21 protein-coding genes and 4 tRNA genes are annotated in these 26233 nt (G+C 71.3%); 12 read left to right on the forward strand and 13 right to left on the reverse strand.

Annotated elements, in window-relative coordinates:
- Positions 1–150: 150 nt before the first annotated feature.
- The 3 genes from ABZ117_RS10565 (at position 151) to ABZ117_RS10575 (ending at position 4619) form a co-directional block, all read left to right on the forward strand.
- Positions 151–1911 carry a hypothetical protein gene (locus tag ABZ117_RS10565; RefSeq protein ID WP_356819289.1) on the forward strand — a complete coding sequence of 587 codons (1761 nt, stop codon included), beginning with the start codon at positions 151–153 and terminating at the stop codon, positions 1909–1911.
- A 238-nt stretch (positions 1912–2149) separates the two neighbouring features.
- Positions 2150–3649 (forward strand): N,N-dimethylformamidase beta subunit family domain-containing protein, encoded by a 1500-nt coding sequence (locus tag ABZ117_RS10570; RefSeq protein WP_356819290.1) that lies wholly within the window; start codon positions 2150–2152, stop codon positions 3647–3649.
- Between the two features lie 70 nt (positions 3650–3719).
- Positions 3720–4619 (forward strand): phosphoribosylaminoimidazolesuccinocarboxamide synthase, encoded by a 900-nt coding sequence (locus tag ABZ117_RS10575; RefSeq protein ID WP_356819292.1) that lies wholly within the window; start codon positions 3720–3722, stop codon positions 4617–4619.
- 43 nt (positions 4620–4662) lie between these two features.
- On the opposite strand, the gene ABZ117_RS10580 is transcribed toward ABZ117_RS10575, so the two are convergent.
- The 8 genes from ABZ117_RS10580 to ABZ117_RS10615 form a co-directional block, all read right to left on the reverse strand.
- Positions 4663–4735 (reverse strand) — tRNA-Gly (locus ABZ117_RS10580).
- 23 nt (positions 4736–4758) lie between these two features.
- Positions 4759–5373, reverse strand: coding sequence for a response regulator transcription factor (locus ABZ117_RS10585; protein ID WP_356819293.1), 615 nt, complete (start codon positions 5371–5373; stop codon positions 4759–4761).
- On the reverse strand, positions 5370–6614 hold the full coding sequence (locus ABZ117_RS10590) for a histidine kinase (protein ID WP_356819295.1): 1245 nt from the start codon (positions 6612–6614) through the stop codon (positions 5370–5372). Before ABZ117_RS10590 ends, ABZ117_RS10585 begins: the two co-directional genes overlap by 4 nt.
- A gap of 17 nt (positions 6615–6631) precedes the next feature.
- On the reverse strand, positions 6632–7387 hold the full coding sequence (locus ABZ117_RS10595; protein WP_356819390.1) for an ABC transporter permease: 756 nt from the start codon (positions 7385–7387) through the stop codon (positions 6632–6634).
- A gap of 65 nt (positions 7388–7452) precedes the next feature.
- Positions 7453–8388 carry an ABC transporter ATP-binding protein gene (locus ABZ117_RS10600; RefSeq protein WP_356819297.1) on the reverse strand — a complete coding sequence of 312 codons (936 nt, stop codon included), beginning with the start codon at positions 8386–8388 and terminating at the stop codon, positions 7453–7455.
- A gap of 186 nt (positions 8389–8574) precedes the next feature.
- A tRNA-Gly gene (locus ABZ117_RS10605) sits at positions 8575–8647 on the reverse strand.
- Between the two features lie 79 nt (positions 8648–8726).
- Positions 8727–8798, reverse strand: a tRNA-Gly gene (locus tag ABZ117_RS10610).
- A gap of 166 nt (positions 8799–8964) precedes the next feature.
- Positions 8965–9282, reverse strand: coding sequence for an Lsr2 family protein (locus tag ABZ117_RS10615; RefSeq protein WP_020940956.1), 318 nt, complete (start codon positions 9280–9282; stop codon positions 8965–8967).
- 333 nt (positions 9283–9615) lie between these two features.
- On the opposite strand from ABZ117_RS10615, the gene purS reads away from it, so the two are divergent.
- The 7 genes from purS (at position 9616) to purM (ending at position 17451) form a co-directional block, all read left to right on the forward strand.
- On the forward strand, positions 9616–9879 hold the full coding sequence (gene purS, locus ABZ117_RS10620; RefSeq protein WP_356819299.1) for a phosphoribosylformylglycinamidine synthase subunit PurS: 264 nt from the start codon (positions 9616–9618) through the stop codon (positions 9877–9879).
- Positions 9876–10556 carry a phosphoribosylformylglycinamidine synthase subunit PurQ gene (purQ, locus tag ABZ117_RS10625; protein ID WP_356819301.1) on the forward strand — a complete coding sequence of 227 codons (681 nt, stop codon included), beginning with the start codon at positions 9876–9878 and terminating at the stop codon, positions 10554–10556. Before purS ends, purQ begins: the two co-directional genes overlap by 4 nt.
- Positions 10553–12811, forward strand: a complete 2259-nt coding sequence (gene purL, locus ABZ117_RS10630; RefSeq protein WP_356819303.1) for a phosphoribosylformylglycinamidine synthase subunit PurL — start codon at positions 10553–10555, stop codon at positions 12809–12811. Before purQ ends, purL begins: the two co-directional genes overlap by 4 nt.
- A gap of 397 nt (positions 12812–13208) precedes the next feature.
- Positions 13209–14006: a sterol carrier family protein gene (locus ABZ117_RS10635; protein ID WP_356819305.1), complete on the forward strand. Its 798-nt coding sequence runs from the start codon at positions 13209–13211 to the stop codon at positions 14004–14006.
- 128 nt (positions 14007–14134) lie between these two features.
- Complete coding sequence (locus tag ABZ117_RS10640; protein ID WP_356819307.1) at positions 14135–14569, forward strand: META domain-containing protein; 435 nt, start codon at positions 14135–14137, stop codon at positions 14567–14569.
- Between the two features lie 200 nt (positions 14570–14769).
- Positions 14770–16299, forward strand: coding sequence for an amidophosphoribosyltransferase (purF, locus tag ABZ117_RS10645; RefSeq protein WP_356819309.1), 1530 nt, complete (start codon positions 14770–14772; stop codon positions 16297–16299).
- 42 nt (positions 16300–16341) lie between these two features.
- The gene (gene purM, locus ABZ117_RS10650; RefSeq protein WP_356819311.1) at positions 16342–17451 is read left to right on the forward strand and encodes a phosphoribosylformylglycinamidine cyclo-ligase; all 1110 of its coding nucleotides are present in this window, start codon (positions 16342–16344) and stop codon (positions 17449–17451) included.
- Between the two features lie 63 nt (positions 17452–17514).
- Here the strand turns inward: purM and ABZ117_RS10655 are convergent, their stop codons facing one another.
- Positions 17515–17763: a DUF3073 domain-containing protein gene (locus ABZ117_RS10655; RefSeq protein ID WP_356819313.1), complete on the reverse strand. Its 249-nt coding sequence runs from the start codon at positions 17761–17763 to the stop codon at positions 17515–17517.
- A 290-nt stretch (positions 17764–18053) separates the two neighbouring features.
- A complete protein-coding gene (locus ABZ117_RS10660; protein WP_356819315.1) occupies positions 18054–19160 on the reverse strand; it encodes a Glu/Leu/Phe/Val dehydrogenase dimerization domain-containing protein in 1107 nt (368 codons plus the stop codon).
- A gap of 200 nt (positions 19161–19360) precedes the next feature.
- Between ABZ117_RS10660 and ABZ117_RS10665 the strand changes: the two genes are divergently transcribed.
- A complete protein-coding gene (locus tag ABZ117_RS10665) occupies positions 19361–20203 on the forward strand; it encodes a hypothetical protein (protein WP_356819317.1) in 843 nt (280 codons plus the stop codon).
- Positions 20204–20745: 542 nt separating this feature from the next.
- Complete coding sequence (gene bldC, locus ABZ117_RS10670) at positions 20746–20952, forward strand: developmental transcriptional regulator BldC (RefSeq protein ID WP_003949541.1); 207 nt, start codon at positions 20746–20748, stop codon at positions 20950–20952.
- A gap of 461 nt (positions 20953–21413) precedes the next feature.
- Here the strand turns inward: bldC and ABZ117_RS10675 are convergent, their stop codons facing one another.
- The 3 genes from ABZ117_RS10675 to hrpA all read right to left on the reverse strand — a co-directional run bounded on the left by ABZ117_RS10675 (position 21414) and on the right by hrpA (position 26073).
- The gene (locus ABZ117_RS10675) at positions 21414–21635 is read right to left on the reverse strand and encodes a DUF6274 family protein (RefSeq protein WP_356819319.1); all 222 of its coding nucleotides are present in this window, start codon (positions 21633–21635) and stop codon (positions 21414–21416) included.
- A gap of 324 nt (positions 21636–21959) precedes the next feature.
- A tRNA-Asp gene (locus tag ABZ117_RS10680) sits at positions 21960–22034 on the reverse strand.
- A 94-nt stretch (positions 22035–22128) separates the two neighbouring features.
- A complete protein-coding gene (hrpA, locus tag ABZ117_RS10685) occupies positions 22129–26073 on the reverse strand; it encodes an ATP-dependent RNA helicase HrpA (protein ID WP_356819321.1) in 3945 nt (1314 codons plus the stop codon).
- Positions 26074–26233 lie beyond the last annotated feature (160 nt).

A 26233-nucleotide genomic window follows, 5' to 3' on the forward strand; every position in this document is an offset into this window, starting at 1 on the left:
GACTGGGGCGTGGGCCCCAACTAGGGTGCCGCGCAAGCGTTCCGGCACTTGGCCCCACCGGCATTGCGATGTCAGTGGCGGGTGCCACAGTGGGGGAGTGAGCAAGACCAGAACGGCACACGTCGGACAGCGAGGGGGCGAGATCGGCACGTGACCGGAATCGGTGTGGAGGCGGGCGCGCAGGCCGCGCGTTCCCGGGCGCTCGCGGTGCTGCGGGTGCGGGGCCGGGCGCTGGCCGTGGCCCTGCTGCCCGCGGGCGCCGCGGTGATCCTGCTGGCCGGGGCCTCCACCGGCCGTCTCGTCGGCCCGGCGTGGGACGCCGCCCGCTGGACGGTGGGTGTGCTCGCCGTGCTGGTGCTGCTGGCCGCGGCCGGTGTCGGCCTGGTCGTCGCCCGGGCCCGCCCCGCCGTGAGCCCCACGGTGCCGATCGCGGAGAAGACCGCCCCGGACCTGTACCGGATGGTGCGGGACCTCGCCGACCGCCTGGACGTTCCGGTCCCGTCCGCCATAGCGCTCACCCCTGACTGCGACAGCTGGCTGGAGGACCGCACCCACGCGGCCCACGGGCCGCCCCCGCGCCCCGCGCCCGGCGGTCCGGCGACCGGCGGTCCCGGAGCCCCGGTCCGCCGCCGGACCCCGGTCGCACCGGTCCTCGTCATCGGCTCCCCGTTCCTGTGGTGGATGCGGGTCGGCGAGCTGCGCGCGGTCCTCGCCCCGGTCATCGCGGGTACGGGCCCCTCGGCGCACCCGGACATAGCCGCCGCCCGCCGCTTCGTGCGCGGGCTGGACGCGGCCGTGGCCGTCGCCTCGACACCGGGGCGCTGTCCGCCGGTGCGCGGGTTGTGCGCGGCCCTCGGCTGGGTGGCCCGGCTGCTGCTGCGCGGCTGCCGGGAGCACGCCACGCTGATGGAGCGCGGGGTCGCGGCGGCGGCGGCCGAGCGCGCCAAGACGGTGGACTACGGCCTGCGCATCGTCGCCCAGGAGCAGGTGGGACTCGCCTACGCCGGCTGGGACCGGCTGCTGACCAGGGTGGCGCTGCCCGCCTGGCGCATGGGCCGCTGGCCCGCCCGGCTGGACGCGGGCGTGGTCGCGGCGCTCACCGAGCTGTCCCGTCGTGACCGCCTCGCCGAGGGCTACGCCTCCCGGCTCGGCGAGCGGCCCGCCTGTGACCTGCTGGAGGAGCCCGGCGCCGTGGACGAGGCCGCCTCGCTGCTCGCCGCCCGCCTCTTCCACGGCGGCCCGGCCGAGACCGGTCCGGACTGGGCCCCGGTGGACTGGCAGGCGTATCCGGAGGAGGTCGTGGACCGCGCCTGGCGCGCCCACGCCGCCCGCCTGCACCGCGTCCTGGACGCCCTGGGCGTACGCCCCTCCCCGGACCCCGCGGCCGCCCATCCCGGCGGCGCCACCCTGGCCCGCGTCCTGGACCACCTCACGGAACCGGCCGGCCGGCCCGCGGCTCCCGCCCCCGCCACCGGCGCTCCCCACGGCGACGAAGAGGACCCCGATCCCACCACCGAACGCAGTGCCGTTCTCGCCGCCGGGCTGAGTGCCGAGGTGGCCCGGGAGGAAGGTGCCGTGGCGGGAGGCGCCGGCGCGGCCCGGCGCAGCGCGGAGAGCGACCTGTGGGACGAAGGCGGTCTGCCGCTCTTCCCGCTGCAACCACCGCGCACGGCCCGCGAGCTGCTCACCGACCATGTCACCGCGATGGTGTGCTGCGCGGCCGTCGACACCGCCGGCGCGGCCCCGGCCCTGGACTGGCTGGACGGCCCGTCCCTGCTGCTGGGCGGTGAGCGGGCCGCCGACCTGACGCCCAGGGTGCTCAGCCTGATCGAGGAGGGGGACCCGGGCCCGCTGCGCGACTGGCTGGCCGCGTCCGGCATACGCGCCGAGAAGCCCGTACGCCTCGTCTGACCCCGCCCGCACCGCCCGCCCCGGCCGCCGTAACGGAAAGGCGACTTCCACTTCAGGTCAATTCGCAACGACTAGTGACCGGGCCCGTGCGTTATGTGATGTGCTGGGACCGACCACGCCGTTGGCAAAAGCTCGCGACATACGACACGGCGACGTACGACACCGCATACGGCAGCACGGCCGGGTACGGCCCGGTGTGCACTGACAGGACACGGGGGCACCAGGGAGGGGAGCGACCATGGCCTCGGACCACATCCGCCGCTGGGAGTCCGGAGCACTCGCGCACGCCGTCACGGACCCCTTCGGTCAGGGCCCGGTGCCCTGGCTGCGCGGCAGTGAGACGTACTTCGACGACACAGGTCACGTCGTCCCCTGGTACGTCGACCCCAGTCCGCAGCAGCACACCGGCAGGTCCGGCGCGCGCGTTCCCGCACCGCGGTCGGCCGGTGCCGGACCCCGTTCGGCCGACGACGTGCACCGCCAGATCAAGGGCTTCACCGCCACCGGCGCGGTCGCGCCCGGCGAGGCGATCGACTTCCACGTCACGGTCGACCCGCCGCAGGAGTTCAGCGTCGACATCTACCGCATCGGCCACTACGGCGGCGACGGCGCGTCCAAGATCACCACGAGCCCCCGGCTCTCCGGCATCGTCCAGCCCCCGCCGCTGACCGCCGACCGCACGGTCTCCTGCCACCACTGGTGGCTGTCCTGGCGCCTCCAGGTGCCCTCCTACTGGAACATCGGCGCCTATGTCGCCGTCCTCACCACCGTCGACGGCTACCGCTCCCACGTGCCGTTCACGGTTCGCGACGACCACCCCGCCGACCTGCTCCTGCTGCTGCCGGACATCACCTGGCAGGCGTACAACCTGTATCCGGAGGACGGCCACACCGGCGCCAGCCTCTACCACGCCTGGGACGAGCACGGCCGTCTCCTCGGTGAGGCCGACGCGGCCACCACCGTCTCCTTCGACCGTCCGTACGCGGGCGCGGGTCTGCCCCTGCACGTCGGCCACGCCTACGACTTCATCCGCTGGGCCGAGCGCTACGGCTACGACCTCGCCTACGCCGACGCCCGTGACCTGCACGCCGGCCGCGTCGACCCCACCCGCTACCGGGGCCTGGTCTTCCCCGGCCACGACGAGTACTGGTCGGTGCCGATGCGCCGCGCCGTCGAGGACGCCCGCGACCGCGGCACCTCACTGGTGTTCCTCTCCGCCAACACCATGTACTGGCAGGTGGAGCTGGGACCGTCCCCGTCCGGCGTCCCGGACCGGCTGCTGACCTGCCGCAAACGCAAGGGCCCCGGCCGGCCGGTGCTGTGGCGGGAGGTCGACCGGCCCGAGCAGCAGCTGGCCGGCATCCAGTACGCGGGCCGCGTCCCCGAACCGCACCCGCTGATCGTCCGCAACGCCGGCCACTGGCTGTGGGAGGCGACCGGCGCCCACGAGGGCGACCCGATCGAGGGTTTGGTCGCCGGCGAGGCGGACCGTTACTTCCCGCGCACCCCGCTGCCGGAACACGACGAGCGGATCCTGCTCGCGCACTCCCCCTACACGGACAACGACGGCGTCCTGCGCCACCAGGAGACCTCCCTCTACCGCGCCCCCTCCGGCGCCTGGGTGTTCGCCTCCGGCACCTTCGCCTGGTCCCCGGCCCTGGACCGCCCCGAGCACCTGGACCCCCGCGTCCAGCGCGCCACGGCCAACCTGCTGGACCGTATCTGCAAGCGCGACTGACCCCCGGGCGCGGCCGATCGCCCCCATACGGGAGAATCGAGGCGATTGGACAGACCCACGGGGAGGAACCGTGTCCGGATTCGTAGAAAAGCCCGAGCCGATCGAGGTTCCGGGCCTGGTGCACCTGCACACCGGAAAGGTGCGCGAGCTGTACCGCAACGAGGCGGGCGACCTCGTGATGGTCGCCAGTGACCGTGTGTCCGCCTTCGACTGGGTGCTGCCCACCCAGATCCCCGACAAGGGCCGCGTCCTGACCCGGCTCTCCCTGTGGTGGTTCGACCAGCTGCGCGACCTGGCCGCCCACCACGTCATCAGCACGGACGTCCCCGAGGGCGCCCCCGCCGACTGGGAGGGCCGCACCCTGATCTGCAAGTCGCTGCGGATGGTCCCGGTGGAGTGCGTGGCGCGCGGCTACCTCACCGGCTCCGGCCTGCTGGAGTACCAGGAGTCCCGCACGGTCTGCGGGCTCGCCCTCCCCGAGGGACTGGTCGACGGCTCGGAACTGCCCGCCCCGATCTTCACCCCGGCCACCAAGGCCGAGGTCGGCGAGCACGACGAGAACGTCTCCTACGAGGAGGTGGCCCGCCAGGTCGGCGCGGAGACCGCCGCCCAGCTGCGCCAGGCCACGCTGGCCGTGTACGCGCGCGCCCGGGACATCGCCCGGGACCGGGGCATCATCCTGGCGGACACCAAGTTCGAATTCGGCTTCGACGGTGACACGCTCGTGCTCGCCGACGAGATCCTCACCCCGGACTCGTCCCGCTTCTGGCCGGCCGACCAGTGGCAGCCGGGCCGGGCGCAGCCGTCGTACGACAAGCAGTTCGTGCGCGACTGGCTGACCTCGCCGGAGTCCGGCTGGGACCGCAGGAGCGAGCAGCCCCCGCCGCCGCTGCCGGAGAAGGTCGTCGCGGCGACCCGCCAGAAGTACGTGGAGGCGTACGAGCGGCTGACGGGCACCAGCTGGTCGTAGGGAACGAAGAAGCCCCCCGGTGGAAACCGGGGGGCTCATCCGGAGCGGACGACGAGGCTCGAACTCGCGACCTCAACCTTGGCAAGGTTGCGCTCTACCAACTGAGCTACGTCCGCGTGGCGCCGTGGCGCGAGAGCAACTATACCCAACCGCGCTCGCGGGCGAGACGCACCGCCGTGTGCCGGTTCTCGGCGCCGAGCTTCGTGACGGCCGAGGAGAGGTAGTTGCGCACGGTCCCCGGTGACAGCGCCGCCCGCTCGGCGATCTCCGCGACGGGCGCGCCGTCGGCGGCCAGCTCCAGCACCTCGGCCTCCCGCGCGGTCAGCGGCGAGTCGCCCGCGGAGATCGCGTCGGCGGCCAACTCCGGATCCACGTAGCGGTTTCCCGCGTGCACCGTCCGGATGATCTCGGCGAGGCGCTGGGCGCTGACGGTCTTCGGGACGAACCCGCGCACACCGGCCGCGAGCGCCCGTTTCAGATGCCCGGGCCGCCCGTGCCCGGTGACGATCAGCACCCGGCAGCCGGGCAGCTCCGTGCGCAGGGATGTGGCGACCTTCACACCGTCGGCACCCGGCATCTGAAGGTCGAGCACGGCCACGTCGGGGGTGTGCGCCCGGGCCATGGCCAGTGCCTCGGGCCCGGTCGCCGCCTCGGCGACGACCAGCAGATCGTCCTCCAGCGAGAGCAGCGCGGTCAGCGCCCCCCGGATCAGATGCTCGTCGTCCGCGAGCAGCAGCCGTACCGGAGCGTTCACGAGGTGACTCCTCCCATCTGGGTCAGGGGCACGTCCGCCACCAGCCGGAACCGGTCGCGACCGGTCCCGACCACGCCCGCCCGAAGGGTGCCGTCGACGGCGGCGAGCCGCTCCCGCAGCCCGGCGAGTCCCGTGCCGCCGCCGCCCGGTCCGTCCGGGACCCCGTCGTTCTCCACCGTCAGCACCACATGTCCCTCCCGCACGGTCAGTCCCACGTCGCACCGGCCCGCGTCCCCGTGCCGCAGTACGTTGGTGGTCGCCTCGCGCACCACCCAGCCGAGCGCGGACTGCACCTCGGCGGGCAGCCCGGGGGCCTCCGCACGTACCGCGCAGTCGATCCCGGCCGCCGCCAGCACCCCCTGCGCCCCGGCGAGTTCGGCGCCGAGGTCGGCCTCGCGGTAACCGCGTACGACGGCCCGTACCTCCCGCTGGGACTCCTGCGCGATGCGCTGCACCTCGATCATCTGCTCCACGGCCTCCGGCCGCCCCCGGCGGGCGAGTTGGACGGCCAGTTCGCTCTTGAGGGAGATCACGGACAGATTCCGGCCCAGCACGTCGTGCAGGTCCCGCCCGAACCGCAGCCGTTCCTCGGCGACCGCGAGCCGGGCCTCGGCCTCACGGGCCCGTTCCGCCTCCCAGAGCACGGCCAGGGTCCAGGCGCCGGCACGGCAGGCGAGCAGCGCGAACACCGCCTGGAAGGCGGCCATCAGGCCGGTCACGAGGATTCCGACGCCGTCGCCGTCGGTGAGCCAGACGGCACCCGACAGCAGCATCGCGAGCACCGCCGACCGGCGCAGGAACACCCGTACGGGGACGGTGAGTCCGTAGAGCAGCCCGAACGGCAGCAGGACGGCGGCGACCGCCCACCGGACGGCCATCGGGTCGGCCGCGTCCAGCGCGGAGAGGGCCAGGACCAGCGCCAGGGCCGACCCGAGCAGGGCGGCCGGTACGCGGTGCGCGCCGGCCGGCAGCCGGGCGCGCCCCAGGTAGTGGTCGAGCGCGGGCCGGGTGAGCCGGTTGGAGACCGCGCACTGGAGTACCGACACGAGGACGAGCAGGGCGCCGAGGGCGACCGCCACGGGCCGGTGGCCGAGCCCGGCGACCAGGGGCAGCAGCAGCCAGCCGAGCGAGAAGACCCAGACCGACACGTACCAGGAGACGACGGTGTACAGCTCGACCCGTTCGGCCTTGCTGCGCTCCCGCCACTGCCGCTGCTGCCAGCGCCGTATCCGCCCCGTCATGCGCGCCTCCCCGCCCCTCAGCGCCGTGGCTCCCACCGGAACCACCGCCGTACAGCAAACATCGCCACGACCGTCCAGGCCAGGGCGGTCGCGAGGGCGCCCAGGATCTCGTACGCGCCCGACTGCCCGGTCCAGCCCGCCCGGACGAGCCGTATCGCCGGGGACAGCGGGAGCAGTTCGCAGACGGAGGCCAGTCTGTCCGGCATGACCTCGGTGGGGAACATGACCCCCGAACCGAGCATCGTCACGAACACCAGGGGCAGCGAGGTGATCTGGCCGCTCTCCACGGACCGGGTGAAGGAGGCGGTCAGCGCGGCGAGCGCGGCGCTCAGCACCAGCCCGGCCGCGAGCCCCAGCAGACTCAGGTACGGCGCCCTGGGGGCCCCGGCGTGCAGCAGCACCGCACCCCCGGCGCACAGCAGCAGTGCCTGGGCGAGCCCCACGGCCATGGCGGGCAGGGCGGTGCCGGTGAGGATCTCGGCGTCGGTCGGTTCGCCGGTGCGCAGCCGTTTGAGGACGAGTTCCTCGCGGCGGGCGACGAAGACGTTGACCAGCGCGGTGTAGACGGTGAAGAGCAGGGAGAAGCCGACGGCGGCCGTGAGCAGGGCCGCGCCGGCGCTCACGCCGTGCTTCTCCAGCTCCAGCTGGTCCAGGGCCGGACGCACGCTGAACGGCAGCGCGAGCGGCACGACGAGCGCGGTGAACAGGACGCCGCGGTTGCGCCCGAGCAGGACCAGCTCGGCCAGGGCCAGCGCCCGCAGCCGCCGGGTCACGGGCGCCGGGGCGCCGGGGGACGCACGGTGCGCGCGGCCGGCTCCGGCGCCGGGGGAGACGCCGTTCACGCCGCCACCCCGTCCCGCGCGATCCCGAGGAACGCCTCCTCCAGGGAGGCCGAGCGCACGTCCAGGCCGCGCAGTTCGACACCGGCCCGCTCGGCCCAGGTGAGGACGGCGGTGGCGGTCCGCTGGAGTTCGCGGGTGCGCAGCCGCACGACCCGGCCGGCGCTCTCGTGTCCGCAGACGCCGAGGTCGGCGAGGGGCGGCAGGTCGCCGGGAAAGTAGCCGGCGGGCAGTTCGAAGGAGATCCGGGACGGCCGGCCGGCGGTGACCTCGGCCGGGGTGCCGCAGGCGGCGATGCGCCCCTCGTGCAGGATGGCGAGCCGGTCGGCGAGGCCCTCGGCCTCCTCCAGGTAGTGCGTGGTGAGCAGCACGGTCGTGCCCGCGTCCCGCAGCTCCCGCACCAGCGCCCAGGTGTCCCGGCGGCCCTCCGCGTCGAGCCCGGTCGTCGGCTCGTCGAGGAAGAGCACCTCGGGATCGCCGAGCAGGGCGAGTGCCAGGTCGAGGCGCCGGCGCTCCCCGCCGGACAGCTGCTTGACCCGCACCCGCCGCTTGTCCGCGAGCCCGACCCGCGAGAGGACCTCGTGCTCCGGCCGGGCCCCGCTGGTGCATCCCGCCCACATCCGGGCGGTCTCGGCGACGGTCAGCTCGGCGGGGAAGCCGCCCTCCTGGAGCATCACGCCGGTGCGGGGCCGCACGGCGGCCCGTTCGCGGTGGGGGTCGTGGCCGAGGACCCGGACCCGGCCGGCGGCGGGTGCTGCGAGCCCTTCCAGCAGTTCGACCGTGGAGGTCTTCCCGGCACCGTTGGTGCCCAGCAGGGCGAAGATCTCCCCGCGCCGCACGGAGAAGGTGATGCCGCGTACGGCCTCGAACCCGCCTGCGTAGACACGCCTGAGGCCGGTGGCCTCGATCACGTGCTCGTGTCCGTCGATGTCCATGGAGCAAGCGTCCCGGCGGCGCGGCCCGGCGGGCAGTGCGCGGTGTCATCACCCGGCATGACACATGTCAGTGCGGGGCCCGATACGGAAAGGACGGACAACGAGAGGACGGACAACGAGAGGACGGACAACGAGAGGACGGACAACGAGAAGACCCCGGTCCAGTGGACCGGGGTCTTCTTCCCGAGCGGACGACGAGGCTCGAACTCGCGACCTCAACCTTGGCAAGGTTGCGCTCTACCAACTGAGCTACGTCCGCACTGCCCCCGACCGGCTCCCACCGATCGGTGCGGCACCAGCCTACCTGATCCACCGGAGTGGTCATGTCGGCGGTGCAGAGCGGGTGACAGGAATTGCACACTGCGCCTTCCCCCTGGAAGGGGGATGTTCTACTACTGAACTACACCCGCGTGTCCTCGGGATCCGGCCTTCCGGCCTCGCCCCTCGGCGTGTCCCAGACATTAGCCGATCGGCGGGGGGGTAGCGCAAGTCGGCTCCCCTTGTGACCCGGTTCGCCCCAAGTGCACGATCCTCAGGGCCCGCTGACGGACCCTGAGGACTCGCCCCTTCGCGGGTTCACTGCGCGGCGCTGAACGCCTCGTAGACCTTCTTCGGGATGCGCCCGCGTGCGGGCACGTCCATCTTGTTGGCCTGGGCCCAGGCGCGGACGGCCGCCGGGTCGGGGGCGACCTCCGTCTGCTTGTACGCCTTGCCGGACCGCGACCGCTTGCGGCCGGCCTCGACGTAGGGCGCGAGCGCCTTGCGCAGTTTCCTGGCGTTGGTTTCGTTCAGGTCGATCTCGTACGACCGGCCGTCGAGTCCGAAGGCGATCGTCTCCGCCGCTTCCGAGCCGTCGATGTCGTCGAAGAGAGTGACCACGACCTTTTGCGCCACGAATATCGGTCCCTTCGTGCGGCACGTCGATACAGCTCAACGCCGATGACGTGCCGGGTATCGGCTATTGCCAATTCATTTGTATGGTGCCCGGCAATGCAAATGTACCGTGCCCGGCAATGCAAAGTGAAGCCCGACTAAATCTGCCCGCGTGTCCGAGCGCAATAGGTGGATCGGGAGGATGGTCGAACTTTCCCAGAACTTTTCGCGGGCGGGCGGGTCCGACACCCGATCGTGATGCGCCTCACGTACTTTCCTCCAACTCTACCCGCGTAGAAATTTTGTGCGGGTAGTCTGAAGGGACCTGCTCAGCACCACACACCGGGAGTGCCAGTGGCACGCGTCGTAGTCGACGTCATGCTCAAGCCGGAGATCCTCGACCCCCAGGGCCAGGCGGTCCAGCGTGCGCTGCCGCGCCTGGGTTTCGAGGGGATCTCGGACGTACGTCAGGGAAAGCGTTTCGAACTGGAAGTTGACGGGCCGGTCGACGACGCCGCGCTCAGCCGCATCCGCGATCTTGCGGAATCCTTCCTCGCCAACACCGTGATCGAGGACTTCACCGTCCGGGTCGACGAAGTCGCGGAGGCGGCCAAGTGACCGCTCGTATTGGCGTCGTCACTTTTCCGGGCAGCCTGGACGACCAGGACACCCGGCGCGCGGTCCGTCTGGCGGGTGCCGAGCCGGTCGCCCTGTGGCACAAGGACAAGGACCTCAAGCAGGTCGACGCCGTCGTCCTGTGCGGCGGTTTCTCCTACGGCGACTATCTGCGGGCCGGCGCCATCGCCCGTTTCTCGCCGGTCATGGAGTCCCTGATCGAACAGGCGAAGGCCGGCCTCCCGGTCCTCGGCATCTGCAACGGCTTCCAGATCCTCACCGAGGCCCACCTCCTCCCGGGCGCGATGCTCGGCAACGACCACCTCCACTTCATCTGCCGCGACCAGAAGCTGCGGGTGGAGAACGCGGAGACGGCCTGGACCGGTGACTACCGCGCCGGCCAGGAGATCCACATCCCGCTGAAGAACATGGACGGCCGGTACGTCGCCGACGCGTACACGCTGGACGAGCTGGAGGCGGAGGGCCGGGTCGCCTTCCGGTACGTGGACTTCAACCCGAACGGCTCGCTCCGCGACATCGCCGGCATCACCAACGAGGCCGGGAACGTCGTGGGGCTGATGCCGCACCCGGAGCACGCCGTGGAGCCGCTCGTCGGCACCGGCCGCACCGACGGCCTCCCCTTCTTCACCTCGATCCTCAAGAAGCTGGTCAACGCATGAGCCGGACGCCTCTGGACACGGTCGAGCACGCGGCCGGGACCCCCGACGTCGAGCTGCCCTGGGCCGAACTGGGCCTGAAGAAGGACGAGTACGAGCGGGTGGTGGAGATCCTCGGCCGCCGCCCCACCGGCGCCGAACTCGCCATGTACTCGGTCATGTGGTCCGAGCACTGCTCGTACAAATCCTCCAAGGTCCACCTGCGCCAGTTCGGCGAGAAGGCGCCCGAGTCGGACGCCCTGCTCGTCGGCATCGGCGAGAACGCCGGCGTCGTGGACGTCGGCCAGGGCTACGCGGTCACCTTCAAGGTCGAGTCGCACAACCACCCCTCCTACGTCGAGCCCTACCAGGGCGCGGCCACGGGCGTCGGCGGCATCGTCCGCGACATCATCGCCATGGGCGCCCGCCCGGTGGCGGTCGTGGACCCGCTGCGCTTCGGCGCCGCCGACCACCCCGACACCAAGCGCGTCCTGCCGGGCGTGGTCGCGGGCATCGGCGGCTACGGCAACTGCCTGGGCCTGCCCAACATCGGCGGCGAGGTCGTCTTCGACGCCTGCTACCAGGGCAACCCGCTGGTCAACGCCGGTGCCATCGGTGTGATGCGGCACGAGGACATCCACCTCGCCAAGGCCTCCGGCACGGGCAACAAGGTCATCCTGTACGGCGCCCGGACCGGCGGCGACGGCATCGGCGGCGCCTCGATCCTCGCCTCCGAGACCTTCGACGACGCCAAGCCGTCCAAGCGGCCCGCGGTGCAGGTCGGCGACCCCTTCCAGGAGAAGCTCCTCATCGAGTGCACCCTGGAGGCGTTCAGCGAGAAGCTGGTCGTCGGCATCCAGGACCTCGGCGCGGCCGGCCTGTCCTGCGCCACCTCCGAGCTGGCCTCCAACGGCTCCGGCGGCATGCGCGTGACGCTGGACGACGTCCCGCTGCGCGACTCGACGCTCTCGCCCGAGGAGATCCTCATGAGCGAGTCGCAGGAGCGCATGTGCGCGGTCGTGGAGCCGGAGAAGGTCGGCCGGTTCCTGGAGATCTGCGAGAAGTGGGACGTCATCGCCACCGTCATCGGTGAGGTGACCGACGGCGACCGGCTGGAGATCTTCTGGCACGGCGAGAAGATCGTCGACGTCGACCCGCGCACGGTCGCGCACGAGGGCCCGGTCTACGAGCGCCCCTACGCGCGCCCCGACTGGCAGGACGCGCTCCAGGCGGACGACGCGAACAAGCTGCCGCGCCCGGAGACGTCCGAGGAGCTCAGGGCCCAGGTCCTGAGGCTGGTCGGCTCCCCCAACCAGGCCTCCAAGAAGTGGATCACGTCCCAGTACGACCACTTCGTGCAGGGCAACACCGTCCTCGCCCAGCCGGAGGACTCCGGCATGATCCGCGTGGACGAGGAGACCGGGCTCGGCGTCGCGATCGCGACGGACGGCAACGGCCGCTACGCCAAACTGGACCCGTACACCGGCGCCCAGCTGGCCCTGGCCGAGGCCTACCGGAACGTGGCGACCACCGGCGCGAAGCCGCTGGCCGTCTCCGACTGCCTGAACTTCGGTTCGCCCGAGGACCCGGCGGTCATGTGGCAGTTCGCGGAGGCCGTGCGCGGTCTCGCCGACGGCTGCCGCCAGCTGGGCACGCCCGTGACCGGCGGCAACGTCTCGCTGTACAACCAGACCGGCGAGGCCGCCATCCACCCGACCCCGGTCGTGGCCGTCCTCGGCGTCATCGACGACGTCGCCCGCCGCACCCCGGTCGCCTTCCAGGAGGAGGGCCAGCTGGTCTACCTCCTCGGCGACACCCGCGAGGAGTTCGGCGGCTCGGCCTGGTCCCAGGTGATCCACGACCACCTCGGCGGGCTGCCGCCCAAGGTGGACCTGGAACGGGAGCGGCTGCTGGCCGAGATCCTGATCTCCGCCTCCCGCGACGGCATGATCGACTCCGCGCACGACCTGTCCGACGGCGGCCTGGTCCAGGCCGTGGTCGAGTCCGCGCTGCTCGGCGGCAAGGGCGCCCGCCTGGTCGTCCCGGACGGCCTGGACGCCTTCACCTTCCTGTTCTCCGAGTCGGCCGGCCGCGCGATCGTCGCCGTACCGCGCTCGGAGGAGGTCCGCTTCAACGACATGTGCGGTGCGCGCGGCCTGCCCGTCACCCGCATCGGTGTCGTGGACGGTGACACGGTGGAGGTGCAGGGCGAGTTCACCCTCTCCCTGACCGAGCTGCGCGAGATCCACGAGAACACGATCCCGGCGCTGCTGGCGTAGTACCCGCCCCGCTGAAAGCCCTGCCCGGTCCCGGGCGGGGCTTTCGCGCGCACCGCCGGATGCAGACCTTCCCCGCGTCCCGGACGCCGGTTCCGGGGCGCTCGGGCGTCACCGACGGGGTAGCGCGCGCCGCCGGCATCAGCAGCCGGAACCTGCCGCGACACCCTCCCGGAAGCGCCGCGGCGGACCCCCACAGAACCAGGAACCGGCCGCCCCCGCGTCCCTGGGGCACGCGCCGCACCGCCACCTCGCCGGCCGCGACGCGCAGGCTGCTCCGCGGATCCAGCCGGCAGCCGGGCCGCACCGCACTCCGCCCCGAGGCCGCGGCGAGCGTCCGGGCGCCGGCCCCGGGAAAAGCCGCTGAAGCCCCGGTGCCCGGGGGCTTAAGGTCGCTTCCATGCCACCGGCCAGGAAGCGCGCCCGCAGTTATGACCCCGCCAAGACCCGCGCCGTGGTGTTCGCCCAGCTCGGCACCGTACGGGAGGCCGTCCGCGGGCTCGGCCCCGGGCAGCTCGCCCTGCCCACCCGGCTCGGCGACTGGACCGTACGGGACCTGATCGCCCACATCGGCATGGCCGTCACGGCCGTGCACCGCGCCCTGGACCGGCCGGCCCCGCCCAAGCAGGACGTGCGGGTGGCCGAGTGGCCCTTCGCCACCGCCGCCGCCGCGGGAGCGATCGCGGACTTCACCCGCAACCTCGCCGCGGACCGCTCCGACCTCGACGCCTACCTCACCGAGGCCGAGGACGGCCTGCGCGCCCTGCTCGCCGCACACCCCGGCAGCCGGCTCCTGGAGACCAACGCGGGTGCCATGCCGCTGGACGACTACCTCGTCACCCGCGCCGTCGAACTCGTCGTCCACACCGACGACCTCAACGCCGCCGTCCCCGGCCTGGAGGTGCCGTACGACCGGCAGGCCCTGGCCGCCGCCACCCGGCTGCTCGCCGACGCCCTCGCCCTGAAGGCACCCGGCGGCTCCACCGAGGTGCGGGTGCCGCCGTACGCCGTCGTGCAGTGCGTCGAGGGGCCCCGGCACACCCGCGGCACCCCGCCCAACGTCGTGGAGACCGACCCGCTGACCTGGATCCGGCTGGCCACCGGACGCCTGACCTGGGCCGACGCGCTGGCCGGGGCGAAGGTCGGCGCGAGCGGGGAGCGGGCGGACATCGGCGGACTCCTGCCGGTCATGTCGTAGCCCTGCCCGCCGGTCCTGCCGTGGCGCCGTTCGCCGGTCACGCCCTGCCCGCCGGTCTGTCAGGTCCCGCCGCGGAACCGGTCGCACCACTCGCCCGTCGAATCCGTATGAACCGGTACAAGCAGCACATGTCTCTGGCGGTGGCCGCCGTGTTCCTCCCGCTCACGGTGGCCTGCGGCAGCGCGGCGGGGGACAGTGGAGCGGTGAGTGCCCAGCAGCCGGTGACCGGGATCGACTGGCGGGTCGACGGCATCACCGTCGGCGGCGCGACCCGGCACGCGCCCGCCACCGCCCGCCTGCGCATCGACGAGGACGGCAGGGCGGCCGGCAACCTCGGCTGCAACCGCTTCAGCGCCCGGGCCACCGTGCACGGCGACCGGATCACCATCGGCGACCTGCGCACGACCCGGATGGCCTGCGCCCCGGCCCGGATGGACTTCGAGCGCGCCCTCGCCCGCACCCTCACCACCGGCACGCTCACCGCGCGGACCGACGGGGCGAGGGCGACCCTCACCGACGGCGACGGCGACCGCGTCCACCTCAGCCGCCGCGCGCCCGCATGATGTGCGACACCTCACTCACGCACCCGGCGAAAAGCCTGGTGGCGGGCCCGCCCGACGCGGGCCGTGCCCCCGGCCGTCCATGCTGCACAGTCCTGACCTGCCTGAACGCGAAAACACCCAAAGTGATCGCATCCCCGTTCTCGGCAACCGGCACGATCCCCAATTCGGACCGGTGACCGATCTCGCCTACACTCGGTGGCGTGCCACGTGGTGACGGTCGACTCAATCACGATCTGCTTCCCGGCGAAAAGGGCCCCCAGGACGCTTGCGGCGTCTTCGGTGTCTGGGCGCCGGGTGAAGAGGTCGCAAAGCTCACGTACTTCGGGCTCTACGCCCTCCAGCACCGGGGCCAGGAATCCGCGGGAATCGCGGTCAGCAACGGCTCCCAGATCCTCGTCTTCAAGGACATGGGCCTGGTCTCCCAGGTCTTCGACGAAACCTCTCTCGGCTCGCTCCAGGGCCACATCGCGGTCGGACACGCCCGCTACTCGACCACCGGTGCCTCCGTGTGGGAGAACGCCCAGCCGACGTTCCGTGCCACCGCGCACGGCTCGATCGCGCTCGGGCACAACGGCAACCTGGTCAACACGGCGCAGCTCGCCGAGATGGTCGCCGCGCTGCCCAACGACAACAACAGCCGCTCCACCCGGGTCGCGGCCACCAACGACACCGACCTGCTGACGGCCCTGCTGGCCGCCCAGGTCGACGAGGACGGCAAGCCGCTGACCATCGAGGAGGCCGCCCACGCGGTCCTCCCGAAGGTCCAGGGCGCCTTCTCCCTCGTCTTCATGGACGAGCACACCCTCTACGCCGGCCGCGACCCGCAGGGCATCCGTCCGCTGGTCCTCGGCCGTCTGGAGCGCGGCTGGGTGGTGGCCTCCGAGTCCGCCGCCCTCGACATCTGCGGCGCCAGCTATGTGCGCGAGATCGAGCCGGGCGAGTTCGTCGCCATCGACGAGAACGGCCTGCGCAGCTCGCGGTTCGCGGAAGCGAAGCCCAAGGGCTGCGTCTTCGAGTACGTGTACCTGGCCCGCCCGGACACCGACATCGCCGGCCGGAACGTGTACCTCTCCCGTGTGGAGATGGGCCGCCGCCTGGCCAAGGAAGCGCCCGCCGAGGCCGACCTGGTCATAGCCACCCCGGAATCCGGCACCCCGGCCGCCATCGGCTACGCGGAGGCCTCCGGCATCCCCTTCGGCGCGGGCCTGGTGAAGAACGCCTACGTCGGGCGTACGTTCATCCAGCCCTCCCAGACCATCCGCCAGCTGGGTATCCGCCTGAAGCTGAACCCGCTGAAGGAAGTCATCAAGGGCAAGCGCCTGGTCGTCGTCGACGACTCGATCGTGCGCGGCAACACCCAGCGGGCCCTGGTCCGCATGCTCCGTGAGGCGGGCGCCGCCGAGGTCCACATCCGGATCTCCTCCCCGCCCGTGAAGTGGCCCTGCTTCTTCGGCATCGACTTCGCCACGCGCGCGGAGCTGATCGCCAACGGCATGACCATCGAGGAGATCGGCACCAGCCTGGGCGCCGACTCCCTGGCCTACATCTCCATCGACGGCATGATCGAGGCGACCACGATCGCCAAGCCGAACCTGTGCCGCGCCTGCTTCGACGGCGAGTACCCGATGGACCTGCCGGACCCGGAGCTGCTCGGCAAGCAGCTGCTGGAGACGGAGCTGGCCGCGGGCCCGGCCGCCACGGCCGCGACCGACGCGATCCGCCGCCCGTAATCCCCGCTGTTCACGCGGTACGACACGAAAGTTCTCAAGGTCATGTCTTCTGATGGTTTTCATCAGCGTGCCCCGCATGCCGGCCCGTCCGCCGCGGCCGGAGCCAGCTACGCGAGCGCCGGCGTCGACATCGAGGCGGGCGACCGCGCGGTGGAGCTGATGAAGGAGTGGGTGAAGAAGACCCGGCGCCCCGAGGTGCTGGGCGGCCTCGGCGGTTTCGCCGGGCTCTTCGACGCCTCCGCCCTCAAGCGCTACGAGCGTCCGCTGCTGGCCTCCGCCACGGACGGCGTCGGCACGAAGGTCGACATCGCGCGCCGCATGGGCGTCTACGACACCATCGGCCACGACCTGGTCGCCATGGTCATGGACGACATCGTGGTGTGCGGCGCCGAGCCGCTGTTCATGACCGACTACATCTGCGTCGGCAAGGTGCACCCCGAGCGGGTCGCCGCGATCGTCAAGGGCATCGCGGAGGGCTGTGTGCTGGCCGGCTGCGCCCTGGTGGGCGGCGAGACGGCCGAACACCCGGGTCTGCTGGGCGAGGACGACTTCGACGTCGCCGGCGCCGGCACGGGCGTCGTGGAGGCGGACCGGCTGCTCGGCGCGGATCGTATCCGCACGGGTGACGCCGTGATCGCCATGGCGTCCTCCGGGCTTCACTCGAACGGGTACTCCCTGGTCCGGCACGTCCTGCTGGACCGCGCCGGGATGACCCTGGAGACGGAGGTCGCGGAGCTGGGCCGGAGTCTCGGCGAGGAGCTGCTGGAGCCCACGAGGATCTACTCGCTGGACTGCCTGGCGCTCACCCGCACCACCGATGTGCACGCCTTCAGCCACATCACCGGCGGCGGTCTCGCCGCCAACCTGGCCCGGGTGATCCCGGACGGCCTGCACGCCGTGGTCGACCGCTCCACCTGGACCCCGGGCGCGATCTTCGGCCTGGTCGGGGCGGCCGGCAACGTCGAGCGCCTGGAGCTGGAGAAGACCCTGAACATGGGCGTCGGCATGATGGCGATCGTCGCGCAGGAGTCCACCGAGGTGGCCCTGGCGACCCTGGCCGACCGCGGCGTCGAGGCGTGGGTGGCCGGCGAGATCACCGAGCGGGACGGGAAGACGACCGGCGCGGAGCTGGTCGGGGACTACGCCGTCTGACCGTGCGGACAGCACGAAATCCGGTCGGTGGCTGCGCCACCGACCGGACCGGTCCGTGCAAGGTCAAGCGCCTCGACGATGTGACGAGGACTCGTCGTCCTCGTCCTCGTCGTCGACCTCATAGAGGTCGGCGTACCGTGCATACAGGTCGTCGTCGTGCTCATCGTCCGTGAAACGGTCGCCGTTCCGCGACTGGTTCGACGTCGATGCGCCCAGCTCCTCGGCCAGGCGTGAGAGGTCAGTCCCGCCGCTGTTGTACTTCAGCTGACGGGCAACCTTCGCCTGTTTGGCCTTGGCCCGGCCGCGCCCCATGGCTCGACCCCCTCAACGACGGGGCTCGACGGCCCCAGAGTCTGACACGCGTTCATGGTCTGGAACGGACTCTCCGCGGAAAGTCCGGTCCGTAGGGCTCCCACGGTACCTGAGCCCGCGCCCATACGGTACGTCGCCCACCGTACGCGCGTCTGCCCAGAACCCTCGAGGCGCCCTGTCCTCGCTGGTCAATGACGATTTTAACCAGTTCTGAAGGAACGACCCGCCGGTGGAAGTGAGAGTTCTCTCCAACGTCCCGCCGACGGGTACCGCTCATCCGTTCGATCGCATCAGAGTGCGATGCCGCCCGCGCGGGCCTCGGCCATGCGCTGCTCGGCGATCCGGTCGGCCGCGGCGGCCGGCGGAATACCGTCGTCCTTCGCACGCGCGAATATGGCCAGCGTGGTGTCGAAGATCCGGGCCGCCTTCGCCTTGCACCGGTCGAAGTCGAACCCGTGCAGCTCGTCGGCGACCTGGATGACCCCACCGGCGTTCACCACGTAGTCCGGCGCGTAGAGGATCCCGCGGTCGGCGAGGTCCTTCTCCACCCCGGGGTGGGCGAGCTGGTTGTTGGCGGCCCCACAGACCACCCCGGCGGTCAGCACGGCCACGGAGTCGTCGTTCAGGGCCCCGCCGAGGGCGCAGGGGGCGTAGATGTCCAGGCCCTCGGTCCGGATCAGCTCCTCGGTGTCGGCGACGGCCGTCACGCCTTCGGGGTACTGGCCGAGGATCCGCTGGACGGCGTCCGCGCGCACGTCCGTGACGACGACCTCGGCACCCTCGTCCCGCAGGTGCCTGACCAGGTGGTGGCCGACCTTGCCGACCCCGGCGACGCCGACCTTGCGGCCCCGCAGCGACGGGTCGCCCCACAGGTGCTGGGCGGAGGCGCGCATGCCCTGGTAGACACCGAAGGCGGTGAGCACGGAGGAGTCGCCGGCGCCGCCGTTCTCGGGGGAGCGGCCGGTGGTCCAGCGGCACTCGCGGGCCACGACGTCCATGTCGGCGACGTACGTGCCGACGTCGCACGCGGTGACGTAACGCCCGCCGAGCGAGGCGACCATGCGGCCGTAGGCGAGGAGCAGCTCCTCGGTCTTGTCGCGCTCCGGGTCACCGATGATCACGGCCTTGCCGCCGCCGTGACCGAGACCGGCCATGGCGTTCTTGTACGACATGCCGCGCGCGAGGTTGAGGGCGTCGGCGACGGCCTCGGCCTCGGTCGCGTACGGGTAGAAGCGCGTGCCGCCGAGGGCGGGGCCCAGGGCGGTGTTGTGGATGGCGATCACGGCCTTGAGGCCGCTGGCGCGGTCCTGGCAGAGCACGACCTGCTCATGGCCGCCCTGGTCCGAGTGGAACAGGGTGTGCAGGACATCAGCAGACGCGCCGGTTACGTCGGTCACTGTGGTGACTCCTGTGTAAAGAGCGGCGAGTGGGGACGGACCCCGTACGGGTGGCGGGGTGCCGTGGCATGAGGGTAGAGCCTCCGCCCGAGCAGCATCCGCGCAGTGTTCAGGATCACTCTCCCGGGTCCTGCGCGCACGCATGGGCGTGGCACGATGCGCAGTGGTTTCGAGCCGGACCCGCTGGGGAGGGAGCAGGCGTGGCCAAGGAGTACTCGGTGGTCGTCCCCTACGCCACGTACCTGCGTGTGTACGAGCCGCTGGGCGCCTTCCCGGACGCGGAACGCGCCCACTGGGAGCGCTACGCCCGCCGCCCCGACCGCCCCTCCTACCAGGACGAGCTGCGCCGCTCCCTGGCCGCCCTGCTGCCCACCCCGCCGGTCGCGGTCCCGGTGCACGAGAGCGCCGACGCCTTCGTCCTGGAGGTCGACGGGGTCGTCTGCGTGTGCCCGTGGCGGACCCGGCTGCGCGGCTGGCAGGCCCTGGACGAGCTGCCCGGCGAACTGCCGCCGACGGTGCTGGACGCGGTGCTGCCGTCGCTGGTGCGCCGCCAGGCCGCCCAGGACCACGAGCGCTGGCTCGCCCGCAACCCCGACGCCCGCCCGTGGATCCGGACGGCGACCTGGCAGGTGCCGCTGAACTGGTTCGTGCTGGTCTCCGACGAGGAGCGCCGGTACGACGAGGGGACCGCCGAGGTGCCCCCGGTGCTGCGCTACCGCACACCGATGGTGCAGGCCAGACGCCGGGTCGCGCGGGCGCTGCGCACGCTCAGGGACACCGTGGAGGAGGGCCCGCTGCTCGACGGCCTGATGGACGTCGGCCGCTGGCTGGAGGAGTTCCACCCGCGCTCACTGGTCGAACTGGACTACGGCGGCCTGGTGCACGTGCTGCCGGCCGGAGAGCTGGAGGACGACCGGTCGGCGGCGGACGTGGCGGCCGGGATCGAGGCCCTGCGCCGGGGCGACGGGATGGCCGCCGGGGAGGCGTACGGGCGGCTGGTGGAGCGCTGGCGGGCGGTACGGGACCGGCGTTCCGCGAACTGAGCGCGGAATACGATTCGAACATAGTGACGTACGTCACGGCCCAAACCGCCGCGCACGACGTACGGTCTACGCACTTGGTTCATCTGACGGAACGTTGGTTCAGAGCTGGACTTTCGTCCCAAGGGTGATGGACGGCACTTACCCGGCTCTTGCGCCTCTTGCCACTCCTCATGCCAAAATAGGACAAGGAGTCCGGGGAGGACTCCTTCCGTCCAACTATGCTCGACCCTGGGCGGATTCTCCGCTTTGTAAGCTTTGGGGGGTCTGGTGACCTCTGATCGCCGCTGTGACTGATCGTCACACTGGCGTGACTGTCCGCTATGGCACGGTCCATCGGCATCCGTCGCTGATGAACACCTGGGAGGGCAATTCCATCGGTTTGGCCGACGCGGCTGGACAGATGGTGTAGTTGTAGTGCCGAGGACAAGCCGTTCGTCCTATAACCGACTCGACTCGCGTCCGCCATTTCGGGCAACGCGGGTCAAGGTGCAGAATTTAGAGGAAAGAACCGAGAAGGTTCGGTTCTCCCGAGGAGGCCGCTCATGACCGCTCGCACCCCTGATGCCGAGCCGCTGCTGACCCCGGCTGAGGTCGCCACCATGTTCCGTGTCGACCCCAAGACGGTCACGCGGTGGGCGAAGGCCGGCAAGCTCACTTCCATCCGTACGCTCGGCGGGCACCGCCGCTACCGCGAGGCCGAGGTCCGCGCTCTGCTCGCGGGCATCCCGCAGCAGCGCAGCGAGGCCTGAACAACTTCATAACCGGGCAAGACGGTCGGTCCCCCAACCGGCCGAGGCGCCCGAAACCCTAGCTACAAGCGACGCGGGACCTGCCCCAACAGGACCCACGCCCCAGCCGAAGAGAGCGTTGCAGGCAAGCCGTACAGGGTGCGTCGTCGATCGCGCTGGACTCCGCCGAGTCCAGCGCGATCTTTTTTGTGCGCTGACCGGGGGCCGGGAGGCGGCGCCGTGAGCGTCCTTGTCGGAGTCTGGGGAGGCCTGTCGGAACGACCGGGGGCCGGGTCCGGGGGCGGTGCAATTGCACATATTAAATCGACCCGTTGTATGAAGGGGGTAAATACCGCCGTTTCAAAAACTCATGCGGTGACTCCCGTCACACGCCAGGGCGCTTGTTGCCCCCGGCGTGCGTGCGCTAGAGAAAGCGTGCGTTCCAGAATCCCGCGCCTGTACGGGGGTTGGGCCGGCGGGCGTCACGCGGGGCGGGGGTCCTCGTCCTCGACGGCCTGCCACCCCTGCTGGTCCTCGCCCTCGCCCTCGTCCTCGTCCTCCTGGCTCCACGGGCCCGTGTCCATCGCCAGCCGCAACAGGCGGTGGCAGATGGGGCAGTGGCGGGTGAGATGCCCGTACGACGAGGCGGCCGCCAGATGCGCCCTGAGAAGCGCCCGCGTCTCATGCCTGACCGAAGCCGCCATACGCCACCTCCGGGGCCGCACAGGAGGACGGAACCCTGCTCCTTGGGTACCGAGGGAAAGCGACGCCGTCAAGACCGCACGCCTTTGGTGCGGGGGGTGTTGAGGGGGTGAGACTTGAGGCCCGCGTCCCTTGGGGGCAGATACGACCGAGGCCCGCTCCCTTGCGGGACGCGGGCCTCGGTTCTTGTGCGGTCCTGACGGGATTTGCTGTGTCTGATCGCGGCTGCGCCGCGGGCGCGGCCTCCACCTCGACAGGGGCGCGGACGGTGACGTGGATACGACCGAGGCCCGCTCCCTTGCGGGACGCGGGCCTCGGTTCTTGTGCGGTCCTGACGGGATTTGAACCCGCGGCCTCCACCTTGACAGGGTGGCGAGCACTCCAAGCTGCTCCACAGGACCAGGTTTCGCGGCGCTTGTTGCTGTGTTGCGCTGCGAGAAGGACTGTACAGGAGGGCGAGGGTCCTGGTCGAACTCACCCTCCGTACGGCCCTCGTCACGGCGCGGCGGCGTCGATCGCCTTCAGGATCCGTTTGTCGGAGACCGGGTACGCCGTGCCCAGCGCGTGGGCGAAGTAGCTGACCCGGAGTTCCTCCAGCATCCAGCGGATGTCCCGGACGGAGGACGGCACCGGGCGCCCCTTCGGGAGCTGTTCCAGGAGCCAGGCGTACTCGTCCTGCATCTCGTGGACCTTCTCCATGCGCGTGGTGTCCCGCTGGACGCCCGTCGGCATCTGCTGTAGGCGCCGGTCGACGGCCACGAGATAGCGCAGCAGGTCGGGCAGCCGGCGTATGCCCGCCCACGTCACGAAGCCGGGCTTCACGAGGGCGTCCAGCTGCTTGCGCACGTCCGTGAGGTTGGCGAGCAACGCCGGACTGGAGACGGCCTTGAGGCGGCGTTCACACGCCTGCCAGGCGGCCAGGACCTGCTGCACCTGGGCGACCGTACGGACCGTCGTGTCCACGATCTCCGCGCGCACCTTGTCGTACAGCTTGCGGTACGACTCCTCGTCCCACGCCGGCCCGCCGAAGTCCGCGACGAGCCTGTCCGCCGCGGCCGTCGCACAGTCCTCGAACAGGGCCTGCACGGAACCGTGCGGATTCGCGGACAGGGCCAGCTTCTGCTGGTTCGTCAGCCGGTCCGAGGCGAACTTCGCCGGGTTCACCGGGATGTTGCGGAGGATCAGGCGGCGGGTGCCCTTCCACATGGCCTCCACCTGCTCGTCCTCGGTGTCGAAGAGGCGGACCGAGACGGTGTCGCCGTCGTCCACCAGCGCGGGGTACGCCTTGACCGGCTGTCCGGCCCGGCGGGTCTCGAAGACGCGGGTGAGCGTGCCGATCGTCCAGTCGGTCAGCCCGGTGCGCTCCAGGGACTCCCCGCCCTCGCGGGAGGCGGTCGCGGCGGCGGCCTGGGACAGCGCCTTCCTCGCCTTGGGCTTCAACCGGAGCTTCAGCGCCTCCAGGTCCTTGTCCTCGGCCAGCTTCCGGCGCCGCTCGTCGACGATCCGGAACGTGATCCTGAGGTGGTCGGGGACCTTCGCCCAGTCGAAGTCGTCCGCCTCGAAGGGGACGCCGACCATGCGCTTCAGCTCGCGGGCCATGGTCACCGTCAGCGGTTCCTGGAGGGGCACCGCCTTCTCCAGGAACGCCTTCGCGTAGTTCGGCGCCGGCACGTAGTGGCGGCGGACCGGCTTGGGCAGCGAGCGGATCAGCTCCGTCACCACCTCCTCGCGCAGCCCCGGGATCTGCCAGTCGAATCCCTCGCCCGTGACCTGGTTGAGGACCTGGAGCGGGATGTGCACGGTCACGCCGTCGGCGTCCGCGCCGGGCTCGAACTGGTACGTCACGCGGAAGGAGAGCTGCCCCTGCCGCCAGGTGTCCGGGTAGTCGGCCTTGGTGACCGCCTCCGCCGACTCCCGGATCAGCATCTCCCGCTCGAAGTCGAGGAAGTCCGGCTGCTCCTGCCGCTTCCGCTTCCACCAGGAGTCGAAGTGGGCGCCCGACACGGCGTGCTGGGGCACCCGCTCGTCGTAGAAGTCGAACAGCGTCTCGTCGTCCACGACGATGTCCCGGCGCCGGGCGCGGTGCTCCAGCTCCTCGACCTCGCTGAGCAGCCGGCGGTTGTCGGCGAAGAACTTGTGGTGCGTGCGCCAGTCGCCCTCCACCAGCGCGTTCCGGATGAACAGTTCGCGGGAGACCTCGGGATCGATGCGCCCGTAGTTCACCTTCCGCTGGGCGACGATCGGGACGCCGTACAGCGTCACCTTCTCGTACGCCATGACGGCCGCCTGGTCCTTCTCCCAGTGCGGTTCGCTGTACGTCCGCTTCAGCAGGTGCCCGGCGAGCGGCTCGACCCACTCGGGTTCGATCTTGGCGTTGACGCGCGCCCAGAGGCGGCTCGTCTCCACCAGCTCGGCCGACATCACGAACTTGGGCTGCTTCCGGAACAGCGCCGAACCCGGGAAGATCGCGAACTTGGCACTGCGGGCGCCCAGGTACTCGTTCTTGTTGCCGTCCTTCACGTCCTTCATCCCGATGTGGGACAGCAGGCCGGCGAGGAGGGAGAGGTGGACGCGGTCGCCGGGGGCGTCGTCCTCGTTGGGGTGGATGCCCATCTGCTTGGCGACCGTGCGCAGCTGGCTGTAGATGTCCTGCCATTCGCGGATGCGCAGGAAGTTCAGGTACTCCTGCTTGCACATCCGCCGGAACGACGACGAACCGCGCTCCTTCTGCTGCTCGCGGACGTACCGCCACAGGTTCAGATAGGCGAGGAAGTCACTGGTCTCGTCCTTGAACCGGGCGTGCTGCTGGTCGGCCTGGGCCTGCTTGTCGGCCGGGCGTTCGCGCGGGTCCTGGATGGAGAGCGCGGCGGCGATGACCATGACCTCGCGGACACAGCCGTTCTTGTCGGCCTCCAGGACCATCCGGGCCAGGCGGGGGTCGACGGGCAGCTGGGCCAGCTTGCGGCCGGTGTCCGTGAGCCGCTTGCGGGCGTCCTTCTCGGCCGGGTCCAGCGCGCCCAGCTCCTGGAGCAGCTGCACGCCGTCACGGATGTTGCGGTGGTCCGGCGGGTCGATGAAGGGGAACTTCTCGATGTCGCCGAGTCCGGCCGCGGTCATCTGGAGGATGACGCTCGCCAGGTTCGTACGGAGGATCTCCGCGTCGGTGAACTCCGGGCGGGCGAGGAAGTCGTCCTCGGAGTACAGCCGGATGCAGATGCCGTCGGACGTACGGCCGCAGCGGCCCTTGCGCTGGTTGGCGCTGGCCTGGGAGATGGCTTCGATGGGCAGCCGCTGGACCTTGGTGCGGTGGCTGTAGCGGCTGATCCGGGCGAAGCCGGGGTCGATGACGTACTTGATGCCGGGCACCGTGAGGGACGTCTCCGCGACGTTCGTCGCCAGGACGATCCTGCGGCCGGTGTGCTGCTGGAACACGCGGTGCTGCTCGGCGTGCGAGAGGCGCGCGTACAGCGGCAGCACCTCGGTGAATCGGTATCTCTTCTTCTCCAGCGCGTCCGCGGTGTCCCGGATCTCCCGCTCACCGGAGAGGAACACGAGGATGTCGCCCTTGCCCTCCGCCATCAACTCCTCGACGGCGTCGGTGATCGCGGTGATCTGGTCCCGGTCGGCGTCCTCGGAGTCGTCCTCCAGGAGCGGGCGGTAACGCACCTCCACCGGGTACGTCCGGCCGCTGACCTCGACGATCGGCGCGTCGCCGAAGTGCCGGGAGAAACGCTCCGGATCGATGGTCGCCGAGGTGATGACGACCTTCAGGTCCGGACGCTTGGGCAGCAGCTGCGCCAGGTAGCCCAGCAGGAAATCGATGTTGAGGGACCGCTCGTGGGCCTCGTCGATGATGATCGTGTCGTAGGCGCGCAGCTCGCGGTCGGTCTGGATCTCGGCGAGCAGGATGCCGTCCGTCATCAGCTTGACGAAGGTGGCCTCCGGGTTCACCTGGTCGGTGAAGCGGACCTTCCAGCCGACGGTCTCGCCCAGCGGCGACTTCAGCTCGTCGGCGACCCGCTCGGCGACGGTCCGGGCGGCGATCCGCCGCGGCTGCGTGTGCCCGATCATGCCGCGCACGCCCCGGCCCAGTTCCAGACAGATCTTCGGGATCTGGGTCGTCTTGCCGGACCCGGTCTCACCGGCCACGATGACGACCTGGTGGTCGCGGATGGCGTCCGCGATCACGTCCTTCTTCTGGCTGACGGGCAGCTGTTCGGGATAGGTGACGGTCGGCACGCGGGAGCGCCGCTCGGCCATCCGGTCCTCGGCACGGCGGATCTCGGTGTCGATCTCGGCGAGGACGGCGGCACGGGCCTCCGGCTTGCGGATCTTGCGCGCGCCCTCCAGCCGCCTGCCGATCCGGTGCGCGTCGCGCAGCGACAGCTCGGACAGACGAGGGGCGAGGGTGCCGAGGGCGGGGGCGGGGTGCGTAGACATACGGCCTCCAGGATCTCACCTCGCCCGAAAAACACGCGAACGAATTGACCTGGGCGCGGACGGCGGGCCGCGCGAACAGTCACCCCGGGGTCCGGTCCTCACCGGCAGCCGGCTCGGCGGGCAGCGGGTCCGGGGTCCAAGTCTGACCGGCAGCCGGCTC

Source organism: Streptomyces sp. NPDC006309 (assembly GCF_040613095.1).
GTDB lineage: Bacteria > Actinomycetota > Actinomycetes > Streptomycetales > Streptomycetaceae > Streptomyces.

Excerpts from the sequence above, each read along its gene's own strand:
- ABZ117_RS10590 (WP_356819295.1), bottom strand. The coding sequence starts at position 6,614 with ATGACGGGGCGGATACGGCGCTGGCAGCAGCGGCAGTGGCGGGAGCGC.
- ABZ117_RS10655 (WP_356819313.1), bottom strand. The coding sequence starts at position 17,763 with ATGGGGCGCGGCCGGGCCAAGGCCAAACAGGCGAAGGTTGCCCGTCAG.
- ABZ117_RS10600 (WP_356819297.1), bottom strand. The coding sequence starts at position 8,388 with ATGGACATCGACGGACACGAGCACGTGATCGAGGCCACCGGCCTCAGG.
- purL (WP_356819303.1), top strand. The coding sequence starts at position 10,553 with ATGAGCCGGACGCCTCTGGACACGGTCGAGCACGCGGCCGGGACCCCC.
- purM (WP_356819311.1), top strand. The coding sequence starts at position 16,342 with ATGTCTTCTGATGGTTTTCATCAGCGTGCCCCGCATGCCGGCCCGTCC.
- ABZ117_RS10675 (WP_356819319.1), bottom strand. The coding sequence starts at position 21,635 with ATGGCGGCTTCGGTCAGGCATGAGACGCGGGCGCTTCTCAGGGCGCAT.
- hrpA (WP_356819321.1), bottom strand. The coding sequence starts at position 26,073 with ATGTCTACGCACCCCGCCCCCGCCCTCGGCACCCTCGCCCCTCGTCTG.
- bldC (WP_003949541.1), top strand. The coding sequence starts at position 20,746 with ATGACCGCTCGCACCCCTGATGCCGAGCCGCTGCTGACCCCGGCTGAG.
- ABZ117_RS10640 (WP_356819307.1), top strand. The coding sequence starts at position 14,135 with ATGTCTCTGGCGGTGGCCGCCGTGTTCCTCCCGCTCACGGTGGCCTGC.
- ABZ117_RS10570 (WP_356819290.1), top strand. The coding sequence starts at position 2,150 with ATGGCCTCGGACCACATCCGCCGCTGGGAGTCCGGAGCACTCGCGCAC.
- ABZ117_RS10635 (WP_356819305.1), top strand. The coding sequence starts at position 13,209 with ATGCCACCGGCCAGGAAGCGCGCCCGCAGTTATGACCCCGCCAAGACC.